The organism is Pseudoalteromonas luteoviolacea, assembly GCF_018100925.1.
Classification (GTDB): domain Bacteria; phylum Pseudomonadota; class Gammaproteobacteria; order Enterobacterales; family Alteromonadaceae; genus Pseudoalteromonas; species Pseudoalteromonas obscura.
In genome coordinates, this window is the sequence record NZ_JAGJEH010000002.1 from 158113 (window position 1) to 174230 (window position 16118).

Here is a 16118-nt window from a genome sequence, read left to right on the forward strand (position 1 = left end):
TTTTATATTCGTGGCTTATGGTTGCGTTACTTTTTTTTGTTATTAAAGCAGGGTTTTTTATTGCGATTATTGGAATTGAAAGAATGTTTGATTGAATTAACTTTCTGAATCTAAGTGTTATGTAAGTATAGAGTAATCAAGCTTTTAATAAATTTTGAATTTTTGTTGTTTTCTGATGTTGATCTGTGGTTTTTGTTTGTTTATATTTTTTAGCGGTACTTAACAAATATAAAGGAAATATAATGAAAAAACATATCGCAGCAGTACTACTTTTAGCTCCACTTTTCGCATCAGCTTCTCCTCAAGAGGTTAAAGAGGATCAAGTAACTTCGAGTGCTTATGGCAAGATCACGATATGCCAATATGAGAATGTTGGTTCGTCGTTCCCTGAATCTGGTTCGTTCCCTGGAACTATGGTTTCGTTTACACATCAAGGGCATATTCAGTGTCGAGGACCCGTGTATGTAAGTGGTTTTAGATATATATTAGACAGCCAAACACATACATACGGCCGTTATCGTTAATTTTAACTGATAAGATAAACCTTGCGACTGAATGTTGTGAGGTTTTGCTTTATGTCACGATTTTTTATAAATTTCCCTTCCTCAAAAGCGCCACCCTCCATTTAAAAGATCCAGTTTGGTTTTATCTAAGTTACATGACTTTTGATGTAGCCAATTGTAATAAATGAAATTTAACCTTGTACTAGGCTTTAATAGTAATTATTGCCTAACAAGGAGTGAAAATGCGTCTTGAATATATATTTATGTTGGTTTTTGCTTATTTACAGTGGCTTTTCTTTGACGAGTGAGAAAAACCTGGATATCCACGAAAATAGCGCATTGTCTGATGTCACGGTAATCCCCTCATTTTTAATTGAGCTTAAAAGTAGAGGGTTGTTGTTTAATTAAATCTAACTTTTGTATGGAAGTCATTCCACCCAGCACCATATTAGGGGGGTCATTATTGTACGTCCGCAGCCACTGTGTGGCCTGTTCTTGGAGCTCCTCAATTTCAGAATACAACTCCAAGCCTAACCAGTCATACCTGACGGTCCTATTGAATCGCTCTATATATGCGTTTTGTTGCGGATTACCCGGTCGAATAAAGAGCAATTCAATATTGTGTCTTTCTGCCCAGTCAGCCAAGTATTGACTGACATATTCAGGGCCATTATCACAGTGAATACGCTTGGGCTTACCTCGCCACTCTATGATTTGGTCAAGTGAACGCACCACACGCTTGGAGGGCATTGAAATATCGGCATCAATTGCTAAGCCTTCTCGGTTAAAATCATCGATGACATTAAATAACCGACAACTTCGACCATCACTTAATTGATCATGCATAAAGTCCATCGACCAGCTCTCGTTTATATCGTCAGGAACGGCAAGTGGCTGTGGCTTTTCGCGAACAACACGCTTCTTAGGTTTAATTCGAAGGTTAAGCTCCAACTCACGATAGATTCGATAAACGCGTTTGTGATTCCACTCGTAGCCTTTAACATTTCTCAGGTGCAAAAAACACAAACCAAACCCCCAGTTCTTTTGACTCTCCGTCAAGGCTATCAGCAAGTCAGCTATAAGTTGGTTTTCTTCATTCAAAACAGGTTGATAGCGATAGCAGGTTTGACTAATGCCAAAAGCGCGACAAGCGGTACTGATACTAACCCCTTTGTTTTCAAAAGCCTCCTTGGCCAAGGTCCGACGCATCAAAGGCTTCACCACTTTTTTGCCATAGCTTCCTGAATAATTTCAGCCTTAAGACGTTTTTCGGCATACATTTTTTTGAGGCGACGATTTTCCTCTTCAAGCTCTTTCATTCTAGCCATCAATGAGGCGTCCATTCCGCCATATTTGGCTCGCCATTTATAAAAAGTGGCAGAACTCATACCGTGCTCGCGGCACAGTTCAGGAGCGGGGGTTCCGGCTTCAGCTTGTATTAAAACAGCCATGATTTGGCTATCCGAATATTTTGATTTTTTCATGCAGATTCTCCTGTATCTAGTGAGTGAGGGAATTCTACTTTAATTTCAGCTACTTAGGTTGGGTTGCCGGCTCAATGCGTCTAGTGTCAATATTCCTACTAACGGGGTAGGCATGTATTCAATACAACCGATTTCATCGGCATTAGTAAAAGGCCACATCGAAGCTCACTTTTCTTCTTCAGGCTTCTCACTCAACACAACGTACGCAAAAAGCATTTTCGTTATAAATGCGCTTAGCAATAGTTTAACAATAGGGTTTAATCAGGATGCTATTTTTAACGTAAATGGCATCACAGGAGGACATTATTTATTGAAGTGAAAATTATTTCGCCTGTGAGCTGTCTAACTGATTTTTGTTTAACCACCTCAAATAAACCTGTCAGTTTCTTTTCTAAGTCACAGTCTCATTTCGTGAGATATAACTGAACAATGTGAACATTCAAAACATCCTTTTACACTGTTCAGTTCGAGGCAAACCTCCTAGGACTTGTGTTAAACCTCTACAATGGTAGCTAATGAAGAATAGAAAAAGTCACTTACTCCACTAACAAACCCTGTAATACTAGTACCTACAGTGGATGCAGTACCAACAATGCCCCCTGCTGATGCGCCAAGCTCAATAACAGATCCGGCGACACTGCCAATTACTCCTCCAACAGAACCTCCTGCAGAAGCTCCCAAAAATAATCCAATTTGTGCTCCGGCTGCTCCCGCTATTGATTCACCTAAGGCACTTCCAACAAACCCACCTATAGTTGAACCAATTGCTATCCCGCTAGTGGCCCCAATTCCCGCAGCTGTTCCCTCAGCGAATGCAGCGGTAAGCAGTCCTGAGGCTCCACCTACGGCACTGCCTAAAGTAGTTCCAATTGCTGCTCCGGTACCTGCACCTACACCTGTTGAAGAGCCAATTGCAGCCCCTAATACAGAGCCAGTTGCGGCCCCTTTTACTGCCCCAGAGGCGGCTCCGGCGGCGACGGCCTTACCGGTAGCAGCTCCTACATCTGCTCCTTCGGCTCCGCCTAGTGCTTCTCCCACACTTGACCCTACTGACGCTCCAACTGATCCAGCACCTTCAGCCACGGCACTTGTTCCTCCACTAACAATCGCAGCTGCTATTGAAAGACCTACAACGGCTACAGCAGCTACAGTAATGCCTAAAGTTTCTAAAAAAGACAGATGTCCTGAAGGATCTGTAAATTTTATTGGGTTGCCAGTAGCAAATGCGTAATGGTTAAAAATTACAATACTATCTCTGGAAATAAAACACATTAAATTGGGTGAATAATAGCGAGAGCGTAGATAATAAAGGCCTGATTCATAGTCAAAATATTCTTTATTGTACATAAAAGGGTTACTTTTTATAGAATATGTATTTTCGTTAATGCTCCCTTCACCGTATGCAGAATAGTTATAAGAAGAAACTATATTTCCTTTAAAATCCACAACCATCATGATGCTCTTTTCGCTTTGCAACATATACTCTCTATTTACAGAGGAGCCATCATTATATAAACGTATAAATCGCTCACTTTTAAACATAAGGTAGCTTGAGACCGTTTCGGCTTGCTGTTCATTTATGATGTTTGGGTTTTTCTCATTATCATAATAATATACAATCTCCTCTTCTTGTCCAACTTTTTTGCTAGACCTTAGGCCTGTTGGATAATAAGAGTATTTGGTTATAATGCCTGACTTTGAAGTGAATGATATCAACTGGTTTAGCGTGTTATATGAATATAAATTACCTTCACTATCTTTAGTTAAATTCCCATTTTCGTCATAGGTAAGAAATTGCGTTTTTTTACCCGTTTTTATTGAGGTAAGCTTGTTATCTTCATCATAAATGTAATTTGAATCAGTAGATTCTTCATTGTCTCGAGTGATTGTTTTTGAAAGTATATTATTGGAAGCATCATATGTGTAATCAGTGTTTGTAATTAAATTTCCATTTTTGTCTGTTTTTTTCTCGGAGGTAAGTTGATTTATTCCATTGTATTTATAAGCTATGTCATAGTTTAGAACTACATCACCCTCCTTATTAGACCTATAGCATGCAAGCGAAATATTACCTGAAACATTATCATATTTGTAGTCAACTGAAAGAAGAGTCTGTTCATTTGAATCTTTAATGATAATTTTAGATATAAGGTTGAAATCAGAATAACAATAACTAATTGTTACACCATTGGAGTACGAAACGGACTTGACCTGACCACTATATGCTTTATCGTTTTTCCCATAATACTTTATAGAAACAAACTCGTCTAAATTTTCACGCTGAACTTTTTTAATTCGACCGTATCGGTCATAGATATAGGTTGTATCCTGACCATTAATATCTGTCAATTTACTTAGTAAATTGTTTTCATCATATTCCCAAGATACAGATTTCCCATCAGGATAAACTAACTTTGTTAATAGTCCATCTAGTGAATATGAATAGTGCATGATATCTACAGTGGCTTTATTGGTGCTGACCCTTTTAATTGATGTTAAAAGGTTTGAGCTGTGATCGTAATCATAGTTTATTGTTATAATTTCACCATTTTCATCAAGATAGGATTTAGATCTCAACTTCTTATCAGCAAAATACGTATAATTTATTCTATTGTTTTTTAAATCAGTTGAGGCTATAACATTTCCATCCTTATCATAAGTGTAGTCCATTGATTTATTATTTGAAAACACCTCACTTGTTAGTTGCCCAATAGTATTATAAATTTGAGTGGTGCTTTTTTTTACTGAGGAAGAACCAGACAAAGCACGAGTGCTATGAAGTACATTCGATAATAAATCCCTCGTTAACTCATTGGTTCGTTCCATACCGTCGAAACCAGCATCAACCTGCCTTATTGGATTGTCAAAAACGTCATATTGTGTTTTTTGCTTCATTGTTTTTTCTGACGAATTTCCTGAGGTAGTATTTACAATCAAATTTTGCGAATTATATCTCTTAGATATCATCCTAATGTCATGCTTTTCGTCTAAACTATACAGTGTGCTTCTAATTACTTTTTTCTGAGTGTTGTATTTCTCTTGCTTAGTTTTAGTGCCATTTAAATAGGTTTGTTTCGTTAAAGAAACAGGATCGTAAGCGTATGATGTGGTATTGCCTTCTGAATCTTTTTTGCAGCTAATCAATCCGTAATCATTGTAACTATAGGTATGCTTAGAATTGTCTCCTAAAATACCTTCCTTTGAACTCAATTGTCCTTTGTTATTGAATATATACTGTTCTAAAATTCTTTCCTTTCCATTTAAATATCTAATATCAGACTTTTTTATGCAATCACCAAATCCGTTGTAGTAGGTGAAGTTTTGATACCCGTTCTGGTATGATGTCGTCACTTTATTATTTACATAATCATAGCACCGCTTAATAATAACTCCTGTAGGGCTGGTTTGAGAAAGTATTTGCCCTAAGTCATCATATGTATAATCTTCTTTCTCATTGTTAGCACTAATTTTAGTCAACAGTAACCCGGTGTTAAGGTCGTAAACCTCACTTGACTCATTTCCTTCATGGTCGGTTTTACTTTTAGTGAATGTGTTATTTTTAATGTCTTCTGTATAAGCGTATGTTTGGGTAGTTTCGCGAATCCCTTCTTTGTGAGTGTAGTTTTCCCAGTAAAGCTTATTAAAGATGCACCGGCCTTTTTCATCATACTTGTAAGAGGTGTTTTTTATTGGTGTAAAATCATCGCCGTTAACAGAGCCAATTTGATTTTTTAAAATACTCTTTTTATTTGTTGTTAAAATGTTATTTATTCTTTTTATAGTGGGTTTATCCATAATAATGCCGTCAGGCATATAATCTTTTTTATCCTCACAAGAAAGTACTCCATATTTGGGGTCGTAAGTGGTAGCTATTTCATTAGTAATTTTAAAATCTCCCTCTTCTAACTCGTAATTAGCCACATTGGTAATTTGACCACGACCATTGTATTCAGAGGTTGTTTTATAAGTTTTACAATCATTCATTTCATTATAGAATGTGCGCTCTTCTTCTTTACAGAACTGGTAATTTGAAGGTAAACTCTTATAATAGGGAAAAATACTATCAGGTTCTTCACCATGATATTTCTTTGTTGTCTCACTGATAACGACCCCACTCAATGTTCTTTCCGTTGATTTTAATTCAAGATGAAGTCGGTTAAATTCATGGGTTTTTTCTGTAATTCCATCGTTGACAGTCGTATAGTATCTATAATTATTATCCATACTTTGCAGTAATGTATCTTCGCCAGGTACGACTTTAAATATAGGGAAGCCCGTATAGTTATGATTATTATCATGGGGGTTATAGTTATAGGTGGTTGTCCGAATGTCACTACCATATGAGCGAGTAACTTCATTTACAACGTTTAACAATGATTTTTCACCTTTTATGTCTAAATAACTAATCACTTTATAACTATATTGTTCGTTCAACTTGTTTGGGTAGCTTATTTTAGAAATTAGGCCTTTATGAGTTAACCCCCCATTATACTCTATACTTGTAATGTTACCTAAAGGATCAATGTATTCTGTTAGTCTCAAGTTGTCTTCAGTTGTTTTGTAAGAGAATTGAATTCTATTTTTTGCGTTAGAGAGGTACGATATTCTTATCTCACCTTTATTAAAGCTAAGTGCTGCGGTCTGCTTCTCAGTACCTATGACTTTTATCAATTTTGAATCGGTAATGCTTGTATTAATATCATAGTAAAACAATTGATGGTTCATATATTTGTCATCGTAACAAATCAGTTTACCATACTCATCAAAGTATTGATTGTGCCCATCATAAAACTTTAGGATATATGCATAGTTTTGGGATTTATCATAGGGTAAAACAGGAAATTCACCTTGGTTGAAATATTTCAGCTCTAAGTTTTCTTTTTCATAATACAGCATTCCAGAACGACTAGAATGCGAAAGCTGGTACGACTCAGTTCCATTTATAACAATTTCATTTGAATGAATATAACTTAAATTAAATGTCCACCCATTGGGAAGTCCAAATAATGAGTTGTGCTTGCGGGAACTGCCTTGGTGATAGATCACCCCTAGATTAATGTCCATTTTTACAGAGCTTACTAACAATGGAGGCAATAATCCAATATCCAGTTCTCCTGTTCGTATGTTAACTTGACTTTTCAAGGCATTAGAATAATTTCTTGCCATTGAAGCATTGTTTTTTTTACTTAAATTTGTTTTAGTTTTTGGTTGTTTTTGATGATGTTTCATGATTATGATGTCCTTATTTAATACTCAATTACCTGCATCGAGCATCTTTGGTTTTTTAATAACTATGCAGATTTTTTTAGTTAACTGGCCTGTTTTTCAAGGCCAGTAATATTTATATATAGTTTATAAAATGGCCTAACTATCTCCAAGTCCTCTATAAAACACGGTTAAATAAGCAGGATGTCCAGCAGCATTCGTCATTACGATATTCGAATAGTATGCTTGAGTATAACTTAGACGCGTAGTGTCATTTAAGAATGTCACACATTGGTCATACAAGTCTGTGAAGTCATGATTTACCGAAAATGTTATACTATTCCAATTATCCGACAGCTCTTCGAAATCTGGCACTTCCCCTTCGTTATAAATTATTACAGCATTAGAATTTTCTCCTTCTATATCTGAAGTTGCAACTTTAGGGAATTCATCACTAACTCCTCTTAGTACGTTTAAGATTGGACCCCAAAGACCAGTTGCTTCGTCGGCAACAATACTTTTGTATACAAATTGGTTGTCATTCATGAATTATTTCCTTATTTAATCTATTAATAAAATATATATTTTAGGTATCTAACAGATACACCTTGTCTACATCATCATTTCATTTGCTATTTTTTCATTTGCTTCTTTACTATTTTCAAAGGTGAAGTTGATCCTTAACCTTGAAACGTCCGTTTTACCTTCAATTGTTTCTCTTGTAGCCGTCCGTCTAATGATTAAATCTTCATTAACGTGAAATTCACCAGTTGGAGAGTGTGAAACATCTACTTGCCAATCAGGGCCCGTTCCAGTTACAGCCTCTTGACAAGCAGAATTCCCCCCGTATTTTCCTTCATTTACTTTTGCTTGCTGCCAATCTTCGTTTGTAAGGAACTCTTTTTCTGAAATATTATGAATGCCACCATAGTTATAACCAATTCTTGGGTTATACGAATAAAGTAGAAACATTGCATGTGCAGAATTTGTAGAATCTTTCTTTAAACTAAAACCATAAGCGAAACAGCTTTGAGCAGACCAACCAGCACTCTCTACAGGAATAAGTGCAGCTGTTTTTGGTTCTAAAATAAACGGTGCTTCCCAGACATCTTCTCCTTTGCTCGCAATAACACCTGCACCAATATGAGAACCAGCTAACAGTAACTGTCTATCAGTCTTATTTTTAATTTGTACTAAAATTTGCCTTTTAGGATTGCCATCATCTTTGAATATATTATTTACTTTGTCGTGTAAATTTTTCAAAGAAGTTAATCCTTGCTCGATGGATACAACATTAGGTAAATACATATTTTTTTCCTCTATAAATTATTGTTAATTAATGTTTTAAATTTACTTGGTTTTAAATTCCGCTTTTCCGATATAAATAAATATTATAAAGGAATTAAGCGGGCTTAATTATAATACAAAGGGAAATGAACCAGTTACACAGCATAAATGCTTAAGAAATTTAAGATTATTTGAAGGCATTCTAAAAAACGAAAACCCTAAATATTAATTGTCATTTACTTGACAAAAAAGCATCACTATTAGGCCTTGTTTCCTAAATAATTGAACTTATGACTTTTTGCGTGATCAGATCAAAAAACACAACGCAACCTATGTCGCCAAGACAAAGAAAATTAAGAACTGGTCTGCCTATAATCGAGCATTAATACAGCGTGGCAATATTGCTATTTGGCTCAGTGACGACGCTATTCAACAATGGCAAACCGCAGAAAAACACGGTGGACGTGGCCGTTCAAATAAATATTTTGATTTTGCAATTGAAACTTGCCTGACACTTCGGTCAGTTTTTAACTTGCTACTTCGAGCACTTGAAGGGTTCGTCAATACACTCCTTAATTTAATGAATGCACCTATACAATCGCCTGGTTATAGCTGTCAGTGCAAGCGAGGAAAGCAGCTTAATGTTCAATATCGAACCAAGCCAATTACACAGGGGTTTATTGATATTGTTGTCGATAGCGCCGGCCTAAAAGTTTATGGCAATGGCGAATGGCATACTCGAAAACACCGAGCCAACAAGCGACGAACTTGGCGTAAGTTTCATTTAGCCATAGATGCAGCCAGTCATGACATTGTCAGCGCAGAACTATCAATGGTGAGTGTGTCGGATGGTGAGGTGTTAGGTGATTTACTACAGCCGCTACGCCGAAATGTTAACAGAGTCACCGGTGATGGTGCTTATGATACGCGTGATTGCTACGATGAAATTGCAGTCAAAGGTGCCGTAGCTCGAATCCCCCCAAGGGAAAATGCCCAATAATGGGAGAAAGGTCATCCAAGAAATAGCGCTATAATATTAATACACCAACTTGGTTTAAAACACTGGAAGGAAAAGTCTGGTTATCATGAGCGCTCGATGGCTGAAACGGGGGTTTATCGCTTTAAACAGCTTATGGGTGACGACTTAAAAAGTCGCATCTTCAACAGCCAACACACAGAAGTAATGATCAAAACCAAGGTGATCAACAAGATGAACAGGCTAGGTATGCCTGAATATCAGTAAAAATGACGCGACCGTTAGTAAAGACCTATTTGATCAACAAGGCCCCACTATCATCTACTCTATTGGCACTGTGAATTTTAATATTGGATAATTACACCATTACTTTAAGTGGGGGCATGGCAGAAAAAGTATATAGACTAATTGTTATAATAGTCCGTACAACTTATCAATCAACAAGACTATAGCGTACTGAAATATTTAAAAAAATATAAATTGAAATATATTTAAATTTACAAATTAAAATCATTTAAACGCCAGTTATTTATCATTTTAAAACTATTTTTATCACTCAAAAAACTTGTTCTACTCCATGGTGCTCACAAAGTTTACATAATTAATAAAGCTCAAAGTTAATATTAAAAAGTCAAATAACTGCCATGTTAATTATGTGTTTTTAAGTTAGCATCATCACAGCCTAACGCAAATAAAGTGGCCTGTTTCACTGAAAATTTAGGTGTGTTTTATTGTAAATTTAATAACGCCTTATCCAAAAAATAATATTTTCAATCTATTTTATTTTCCCAACCAAATGAAGTTCATAATTTAAATGATCTAGTATACGAAACATAGAATCTATTCTTGGAATTACTTTCCCATTCTCAATACGTTCAATCGTTGATACGGCAACCCCAATTTCTAACGCTAATGCTTCTTGAGTAATACGATCTTTAACTCTTAAGTGCCGACACAAATATCCAAAATCCTTTAAACCTATCTTCATAATATATTTCTTTTGTAATCCTGTACACAACAAACAAGACAGTAACCAATAATCAAACATTAAATAACAGCATAAATGCTGCAAAAATTTTATTACTCTCGATCAGCAATGATAAAAGTTTGGAACAGTTATATATAAGATTCACCTCTGAGTTCCATCATTTGACGACCAGGGCGGGATTACACTTTGTTAATCGCTATTAACCCATCAGTAATTCAGCTGAATTCGTGCCACAATAAGCCCGGACATATTTACTGTGAATTGAACCTTCGGTTACTTTATACATCTCGAGCACATATATTCTAAGCCGAAATCGGTTCATGTATCTGACACGCGTCTACGTCGTTCTACTTTTACTTTAATGTAATGTGGAATGTGGAATGTGGAATGTGGAATGTGGAATGTGGAATGTGGAATGTGGAATGTGGAATGTGGAATGTGGAATGTGGAACGTGTATCTATACTTGTTTTAAACCATTTATTTAGGTGTCTTTAAATTGCAACAATACTACGCAAACCAGGTCATTGTCCTGCTAATTTATTGGGTAATCGCCCTGCTTACAATCCGCAAACAGCCCTAATTTCTTATCGCCCACCCCTTGACGTTATTCTGTATGAGAAGGTGAGTGTTGAGTTTCATACTCAAATACGTCATCAAAGCATGTTCGTACTGTAGTATATAGCTTTTATTGATTCATTTTTACTTGAACAAGGTAGTCTACCGTCCTTGAAATGAGCTGCTTTAGTGTTTCTTTTGGCAGTGAATTGCATCCAAACTTACGATTGAATTAGAGATATCCTGTATCTCTAACAATGCTCTGACAACAAGGATTTCAATATTCTTTTTCTCCACCGTTTAATGGGAAACAATGGTTGTGCATAAACCTTATACTTTTCAGTTAATAGGATTTAAAAATTCACATCTAAAAGGGTAGGTTGCATGCAATGGTTGTTTGACGGCCTTGTTTCCTAAATAATTAAACTTATGACCTTTTGCGTGATCAGATCAAAAAGCACAACGCAACCTATGTCGCCATGACAAAGAAAATTAAGAACTGGTCTGCCTATAATCGAGCATTAATACAGCGTGGCAATATTGCTATTTGGCTCAGTGACGACGCTATTCAACAATGGCAAACCGCAGAAAAACGCGGTGGACGTGGCCGTTCAAATAAATATTCTGATTTTGCAATTGAAACTTGCCTGACACTTCGGTCAGTTTTTAACTTGCTACTTCGAGCACTTGAAGGGTTCGTTAATTCAATCCTTAATTTAATGAATGCACCTATACAATCGCCTGGTTATAGTTGTCTGTGCAAGCCAATTACACAGGGGTTTATTGATATTGTTGTCGATAGCACCGGCCTAAAAGTTTATGGCAATGGCGAATGGCATACTCGAAAACATCGAGCCAACAAGCGCCGAACTTGGCGTAAGTTTCATTTAGCCATAGATGCAGCCAGTCATGACATTGTCAGCGCAGAGCTATCAATGGTGAGTGTGTCGGATGGTGAGGTGTTAGGTGATTTACTACAGCCGCTACGCCGAAATGTTAACAGAGTCGCCGGTGATGGTGCTTATGATACGCGTGATTGCTACGATGAAATTGCAGTCAAAGGTGCCGTAGCTCGGATCCCCCCAAGGGAAAATGCCCAATATTGGGAGAAAGGTCATCCAAGAAATAGCGCCATAATATTAATACACCAACTTGGTTTAAAACACTGGAAGGAAAAGTCTGGTTATCATGAGCGCTCGCTGGCTGAAACGGGCGTTTATCGCTTTAAACAGCTTATGGGTGACGACTTAAAAAGTCGTATCTTCAACAGCCAACACACAGAAGTAATGATCAAAGCCAAGGTGATCAACAAGATGAACAGGCTAGGTATGCCTGAATATCAGCAAAAATGACGCGACCGTTGGTAAATACCTATTTGATCAACAAGGCCTTGGTTGACCTAAAACTTGTCACTTAATGGAATAATAATGTTTTTTGGTTTTCCGAAATAAAACTCTTGTACGAAATCGACACCACACTTATTAGCCAGTTCAAGCTGTTTTATGCTTTCAACCCCTCCAGTATAACATCCTTATTTATACCATGAAAGATAGAGGTTGTTTCTACTAATCTATGCTCATTTATTTTTGAAAATTCAACGAATGACTTATCTAACTTAATAAAATCTAAAGGAATAATTAGACATCTTTTGAAATCGGAATGGCACACACCAAAATCGTCAATTACTATTTTCGCATGCAAAGACTTTAACCAATAAATACGATCTAATAGTTGAAGTTTACTAATAGTGTCAAATGGATGCTCAGTTATCTCAAAAACAATACCTTGCAATTTCAGTTTACCCTTATCAACGGGGATTAAAAACTTCTTCATGCCCGTACTCAATAGTTGATTGGGTGTCACATTGCAAAAAACTAGTTTACTAAATATTACATTTTTTTAACCGGATTTAAGATGACATCCAAAAGTTCAAAGGTGTGTTTTTCAAAAAGACTCGGTTCTCTATTAAAGCCCGCTAGTTCCATGCCCATGAATTTCCTTAATAATATTTAATAATCAAATATATCCACATTACATATTTTAATGATTGGCATTTTTGCAAAGGAATTTTTTCCGTTCATTCTTTTTCACCCATAATAATTAGTGACAAATGTGTTGTACATATATTTAGCCATTCAATAACGGAATGTTATATGTGGTAAGTTTAATGATAAGTGCTATGAGAGATTAACACTTAAGAAAACTGATTTCAGCGGGTATCTAGCAAGTATGCCGTGGTCATGATTTTTTTTATCTAATAACATTGGTATGGCTAAAACTGAATTCACTTAACCGGGGAGGAGTAGTTATAAAAAATCTCGCATAACCCTATAAAGATTTACCAGAAATAAACATTTGGTAAATTAAACTATGTCAATTAACAAAAAAAATATAAAAGGTATTTATGATGAAAATATTTTCAAAAATTAAAAAATGCTTATCCCTATTAACTTTATTGGTAGTAGGCTGCCCAATCTCAGCTTGGGCAGCCATTAATTGTAGTTTAGGTAATATGGAACTTAATAATGTATCGCTAATAGAGGAAGGTGGTGCAATAGCAGGTACGATTGATAACCCGTGGATCAATCAACGGCATATTTTTTGTGGCGAAGTTAGAATAGTTTCTGGTAATTTAGTTGCTAAAGGTTTTCATTCACAACCTTTAGCCGAACGACCAATAACTAACGATGGTGATTTACATATTAATTATGTAGATATATTTAACACAAACCCTGTTTTGCCAGGCGCAGACCAATTATATACCTCAATTAATGTGAGGGTTTTAAATGGTGAAAATTATATACCAAAAAATGGCAATTCCACTATGTTTCCAAACCAATGTACACAAGAACAAGTAATAAATAGCATACGTTATGCATTTAACATTGCTGTTGATTTAGGGGACCTTCCAAATGATCGTAATGTATTCAATCAAAAGTCAGGCCCAGGTGGAGGTAATTATTGTTATGCTAATGGAGCCCCATTTACCATTAGAGGTTATAGGAATCAGATTGAAGGAGCATATATTATTAATACAGCTTTTCCTATTCTGAACTAGAATATAAATATATCATATGTGAACTGTGTAAATGTGTAATATTCGGTTCTAATTAATACTATGCCATTGCCTATTAATGGCTTTATTGGGCATTGTTTCCTAAATCATTGAACTTTCCCCGAACGGTTTGATCCGTTCGAGGAACAAGACACTATGCTAAAGAAGATTAATAATTGGTCGCATAGAATGTAGGTTAAGCAGAGCAAGTAGTTTTCTAAGGCCTATCTCTGGACTTCATTTAAAAGTTATCAGAACCAGAAGGTACCTACTGGTGCTGCAAAAGGGCATGAGATCCTGAATCAACTATTTAATATAAATTTATCCTCTTACTGTAATGGTTGGATCCCATTGGTAGTAACCTTTTAGCCTTGGGGTGCTTTCACCCCTAACCCTTACATATAGAGCAAATTGCACCTGGTAGTTTTCTGTGCCCGTATTGATCACTGAAGCTTGTAGAAATGAAAAGTTTGCATCTTCAAAATTTGGAGGGAGTCCCGTAGAAGTAGAAGTGGGCACCACGGTCGTTTTATTGAAAGAAGACACTTAAAATGGACTGAATACCTGCTCCCCATCGAAGCGTTTAATATCGTAAACTTGTACTATTTTTTCGAAATTATCAGACTCCGAGGTCCCATGAAAACGGACTTTATCACCTACAACTGCTAAAAAATTTAATTGTGAGCTTCCTTGTCCAGAAATGGAGCTATTACCTGATACAAACATATATTCGTACCGATGTTCTATAGGGTCGGGTTATTAGGCTCTTGGCTTGGGGTTGGATGATCTTTTAATACTAAAGCTGTATCTATTACAATTTGAACATTCGTTACTATTGACATTTTAAATTTCCTTATAATTGAATATATATTTCATTTATCCGTTCTTATCTAAAGATCGTAATAATTCACCTAGTTAAGAAAGGTAATTGTATTAGAAAGCTTAAAAAATAACAGTTACAGGGCTATAGGGTAGCTTTGTAGGAACAGTGTAGAAGTCAGACTTTCCAAGAAGTATCGAAAGAGTATGTCACTCGTAGAAAGCAATTCAAAAAAGCCCGCTTAAATTGGCGAAAATCTGGCGGTGCAAAGCGCTCTCTAGGCTGGGTACCAATAAAAACAGGCGCTTCAAAGTGGAAAAATGGCCAAGTTTATCATAATGGTCAATATTTCCAGGTGTGGGACTCCTACATGTAGCTATTGATGCTCGCATTTATAAATGGCTGTGGCCGCATCATCGGGCTTTTAATGCCACATTATTTAGAGGGGGGATTACCTCACCACGTAAGTGTCTAAATTCTTTGTTATGTTAGGTAAAGGAACCCAGTGGCACGTTGCGCACGATGGCGGTCCTCGCTTGGTAATTAATATTCTGAGTGCACTGAGTAGTTCGGGCGATCGTAGCTTGTATGGTTTTCAAGCCACCGATATTGATGGTATGAAGATTGATTCTGGGGATTTTTATAATATCTACATGAATGGAAAGGGTAATGATTGGTATGAATGCACCGGTGGCTATGTGGTTACAGGCATGTATTTTTACCATAAAGGCGATCGAAGTGTAGAAATGTTTGAGTGTTCGAACGTAGTTGGTAAGAGGAGACACCCATACATGGTCGTGTATAGACACGCCGATATCGACGGTCCAGTAGCGTGTGGAAAATATGGCATGTGGAACACTTATGCGACGGGTTTTTACTATCAAGATGAAGGCGACGATCGCATTATATATATGAAGTGCAGTTTGCTAATAGCTTGATCAAAATCATAAAAGATAAGGTCATCAGATCTTATTTTTTATTGGCGCAGAGTATGGTGTTTCATCATCAGTTAATTGATGTTTTAACTTGGTAAAAACGCGTATTCGCGATACTTCACATAGCTAGGGCTTAGTGGCTAAATCTCTATATATCACGGTGGTAAAAGTACAGAGATGCAAGCATACAAATGTTGTTGCCCAATTATCAAATATAAATTCTAAGACTGAAAAGTTCTTAAAGTTTCCTTCTATGGTTTATGATCTAGTGTGATTTTTATCAAGTCGACTGTAGGAAACTTACACTCT

12 protein-coding genes and 2 pseudogenes are annotated in these 16118 nt (G+C 36.4%); 6 read left to right on the forward strand and 8 right to left on the reverse strand.

Annotated elements, in window-relative coordinates:
- Window positions 1-242: 242 nt before the first annotated feature.
- Window positions 243-524: a hypothetical protein gene (locus J8M00_RS03665; RefSeq protein WP_211008990.1), complete on the forward strand. Its 282-nt coding sequence runs from the start codon at window positions 243-245 to the stop codon at window positions 522-524.
- Window positions 525-872: 348 nt separating this feature from the next.
- On the opposite strand, the gene J8M00_RS03670 is transcribed toward J8M00_RS03665, so the two are convergent.
- Window positions 873-1987 (reverse strand): IS3 family transposase gene (locus J8M00_RS03670; RefSeq protein ID WP_432652259.1). Its coding sequence is split into 2 segments (ribosomal slippage): window positions 873-1726 and window positions 1726-1987, totalling 1116 coding nucleotides; the frame shifts between segments, so codons are not numbered across the junction.
- A 112-nt stretch (window positions 1988-2099) separates the two neighbouring features.
- On the opposite strand from J8M00_RS03670, the gene J8M00_RS03675 reads away from it, so the two are divergent.
- A complete protein-coding gene (locus J8M00_RS03675) occupies window positions 2100-2306 on the forward strand; it encodes a hypothetical protein (protein ID WP_211008992.1) in 207 nt (68 codons plus the stop codon).
- 173 nt (window positions 2307-2479) lie between these two features.
- Here J8M00_RS03675 and J8M00_RS03680 read toward each other — a convergent pair whose 3' ends face one another.
- The 3 genes from J8M00_RS03680 to J8M00_RS03690 all read right to left on the reverse strand — a co-directional run bounded on the left by J8M00_RS03680 (window position 2480) and on the right by J8M00_RS03690 (window position 8500).
- The gene (locus J8M00_RS03680; protein WP_211008993.1) at window positions 2480-7216 is read right to left on the reverse strand and encodes an RHS repeat-associated core domain-containing protein; all 4737 of its coding nucleotides are present in this window, start codon (window positions 7214-7216) and stop codon (window positions 2480-2482) included.
- Window positions 7217-7351: 135 nt separating this feature from the next.
- Entirely contained in the window at window positions 7352-7738 is a 387-nt protein-coding gene (locus J8M00_RS03685; protein WP_211008994.1) for a hypothetical protein, read from the reverse strand.
- A 66-nt stretch (window positions 7739-7804) separates the two neighbouring features.
- Window positions 7805-8500, reverse strand: coding sequence for a hypothetical protein (locus J8M00_RS03690; protein ID WP_211008995.1), 696 nt, complete (start codon window positions 8498-8500; stop codon window positions 7805-7807).
- A gap of 289 nt (window positions 8501-8789) precedes the next feature.
- Between J8M00_RS03690 and J8M00_RS03695 the strand changes: the two are divergent.
- Window positions 8790-9722 (forward strand): annotated as a pseudogene (locus J8M00_RS03695) (IS5 family transposase).
- A 508-nt stretch (window positions 9723-10230) separates the two neighbouring features.
- Here the strand turns inward: J8M00_RS03695 and J8M00_RS03700 are convergent.
- Window positions 10231-10443 (reverse strand): helix-turn-helix domain-containing protein, encoded by a 213-nt coding sequence (locus tag J8M00_RS03700; protein ID WP_211008996.1) that lies wholly within the window; start codon window positions 10441-10443, stop codon window positions 10231-10233.
- 1035 nt (window positions 10444-11478) lie between these two features.
- Here J8M00_RS03700 and J8M00_RS03705 point away from each other — a divergent pair.
- Window positions 11479-12351 carry an IS5 family transposase gene (locus J8M00_RS03705; protein ID WP_211009455.1) on the forward strand — a complete coding sequence of 291 codons (873 nt, stop codon included), beginning with the start codon at window positions 11479-11481 and terminating at the stop codon, window positions 12349-12351.
- A gap of 148 nt (window positions 12352-12499) precedes the next feature.
- Here J8M00_RS03705 and J8M00_RS03710 read toward each other — a convergent pair whose 3' ends face one another.
- The gene (locus J8M00_RS03710; protein ID WP_211008997.1) at window positions 12500-12862 is read right to left on the reverse strand and encodes an EAL domain-containing protein; all 363 of its coding nucleotides are present in this window, start codon (window positions 12860-12862) and stop codon (window positions 12500-12502) included.
- A gap of 541 nt (window positions 12863-13403) precedes the next feature.
- On the opposite strand from J8M00_RS03710, the gene J8M00_RS03715 reads away from it, so the two are divergent.
- Window positions 13404-14057, forward strand: coding sequence for an EndoU domain-containing protein (locus tag J8M00_RS03715; protein WP_211008998.1), 654 nt, complete (start codon window positions 13404-13406; stop codon window positions 14055-14057).
- Between the two features lie 318 nt (window positions 14058-14375).
- Here the strand turns inward: J8M00_RS03715 and J8M00_RS28675 are convergent.
- Together J8M00_RS28675 and J8M00_RS28185 are read right to left on the reverse strand one after the other, a co-directional pair.
- Window positions 14376-14780, reverse strand: a pseudogene (locus J8M00_RS28675) (AidA/PixA family protein).
- A gap of 17 nt (window positions 14781-14797) precedes the next feature.
- Window positions 14798-14896 carry an inclusion body family protein gene (locus J8M00_RS28185; RefSeq protein ID WP_247687219.1) on the reverse strand — a complete coding sequence of 33 codons (99 nt, stop codon included), beginning with the start codon at window positions 14894-14896 and terminating at the stop codon, window positions 14798-14800.
- A gap of 463 nt (window positions 14897-15359) precedes the next feature.
- Here J8M00_RS28185 and J8M00_RS03730 point away from each other — a divergent pair, with 463 nt between their 5' ends.
- Window positions 15360-15812, forward strand: a complete 453-nt coding sequence (locus J8M00_RS03730; RefSeq protein ID WP_211009001.1) for a hypothetical protein — start codon at window positions 15360-15362, stop codon at window positions 15810-15812.
- The last annotated feature ends 306 nt before the right edge of the window (window positions 15813-16118 follow it).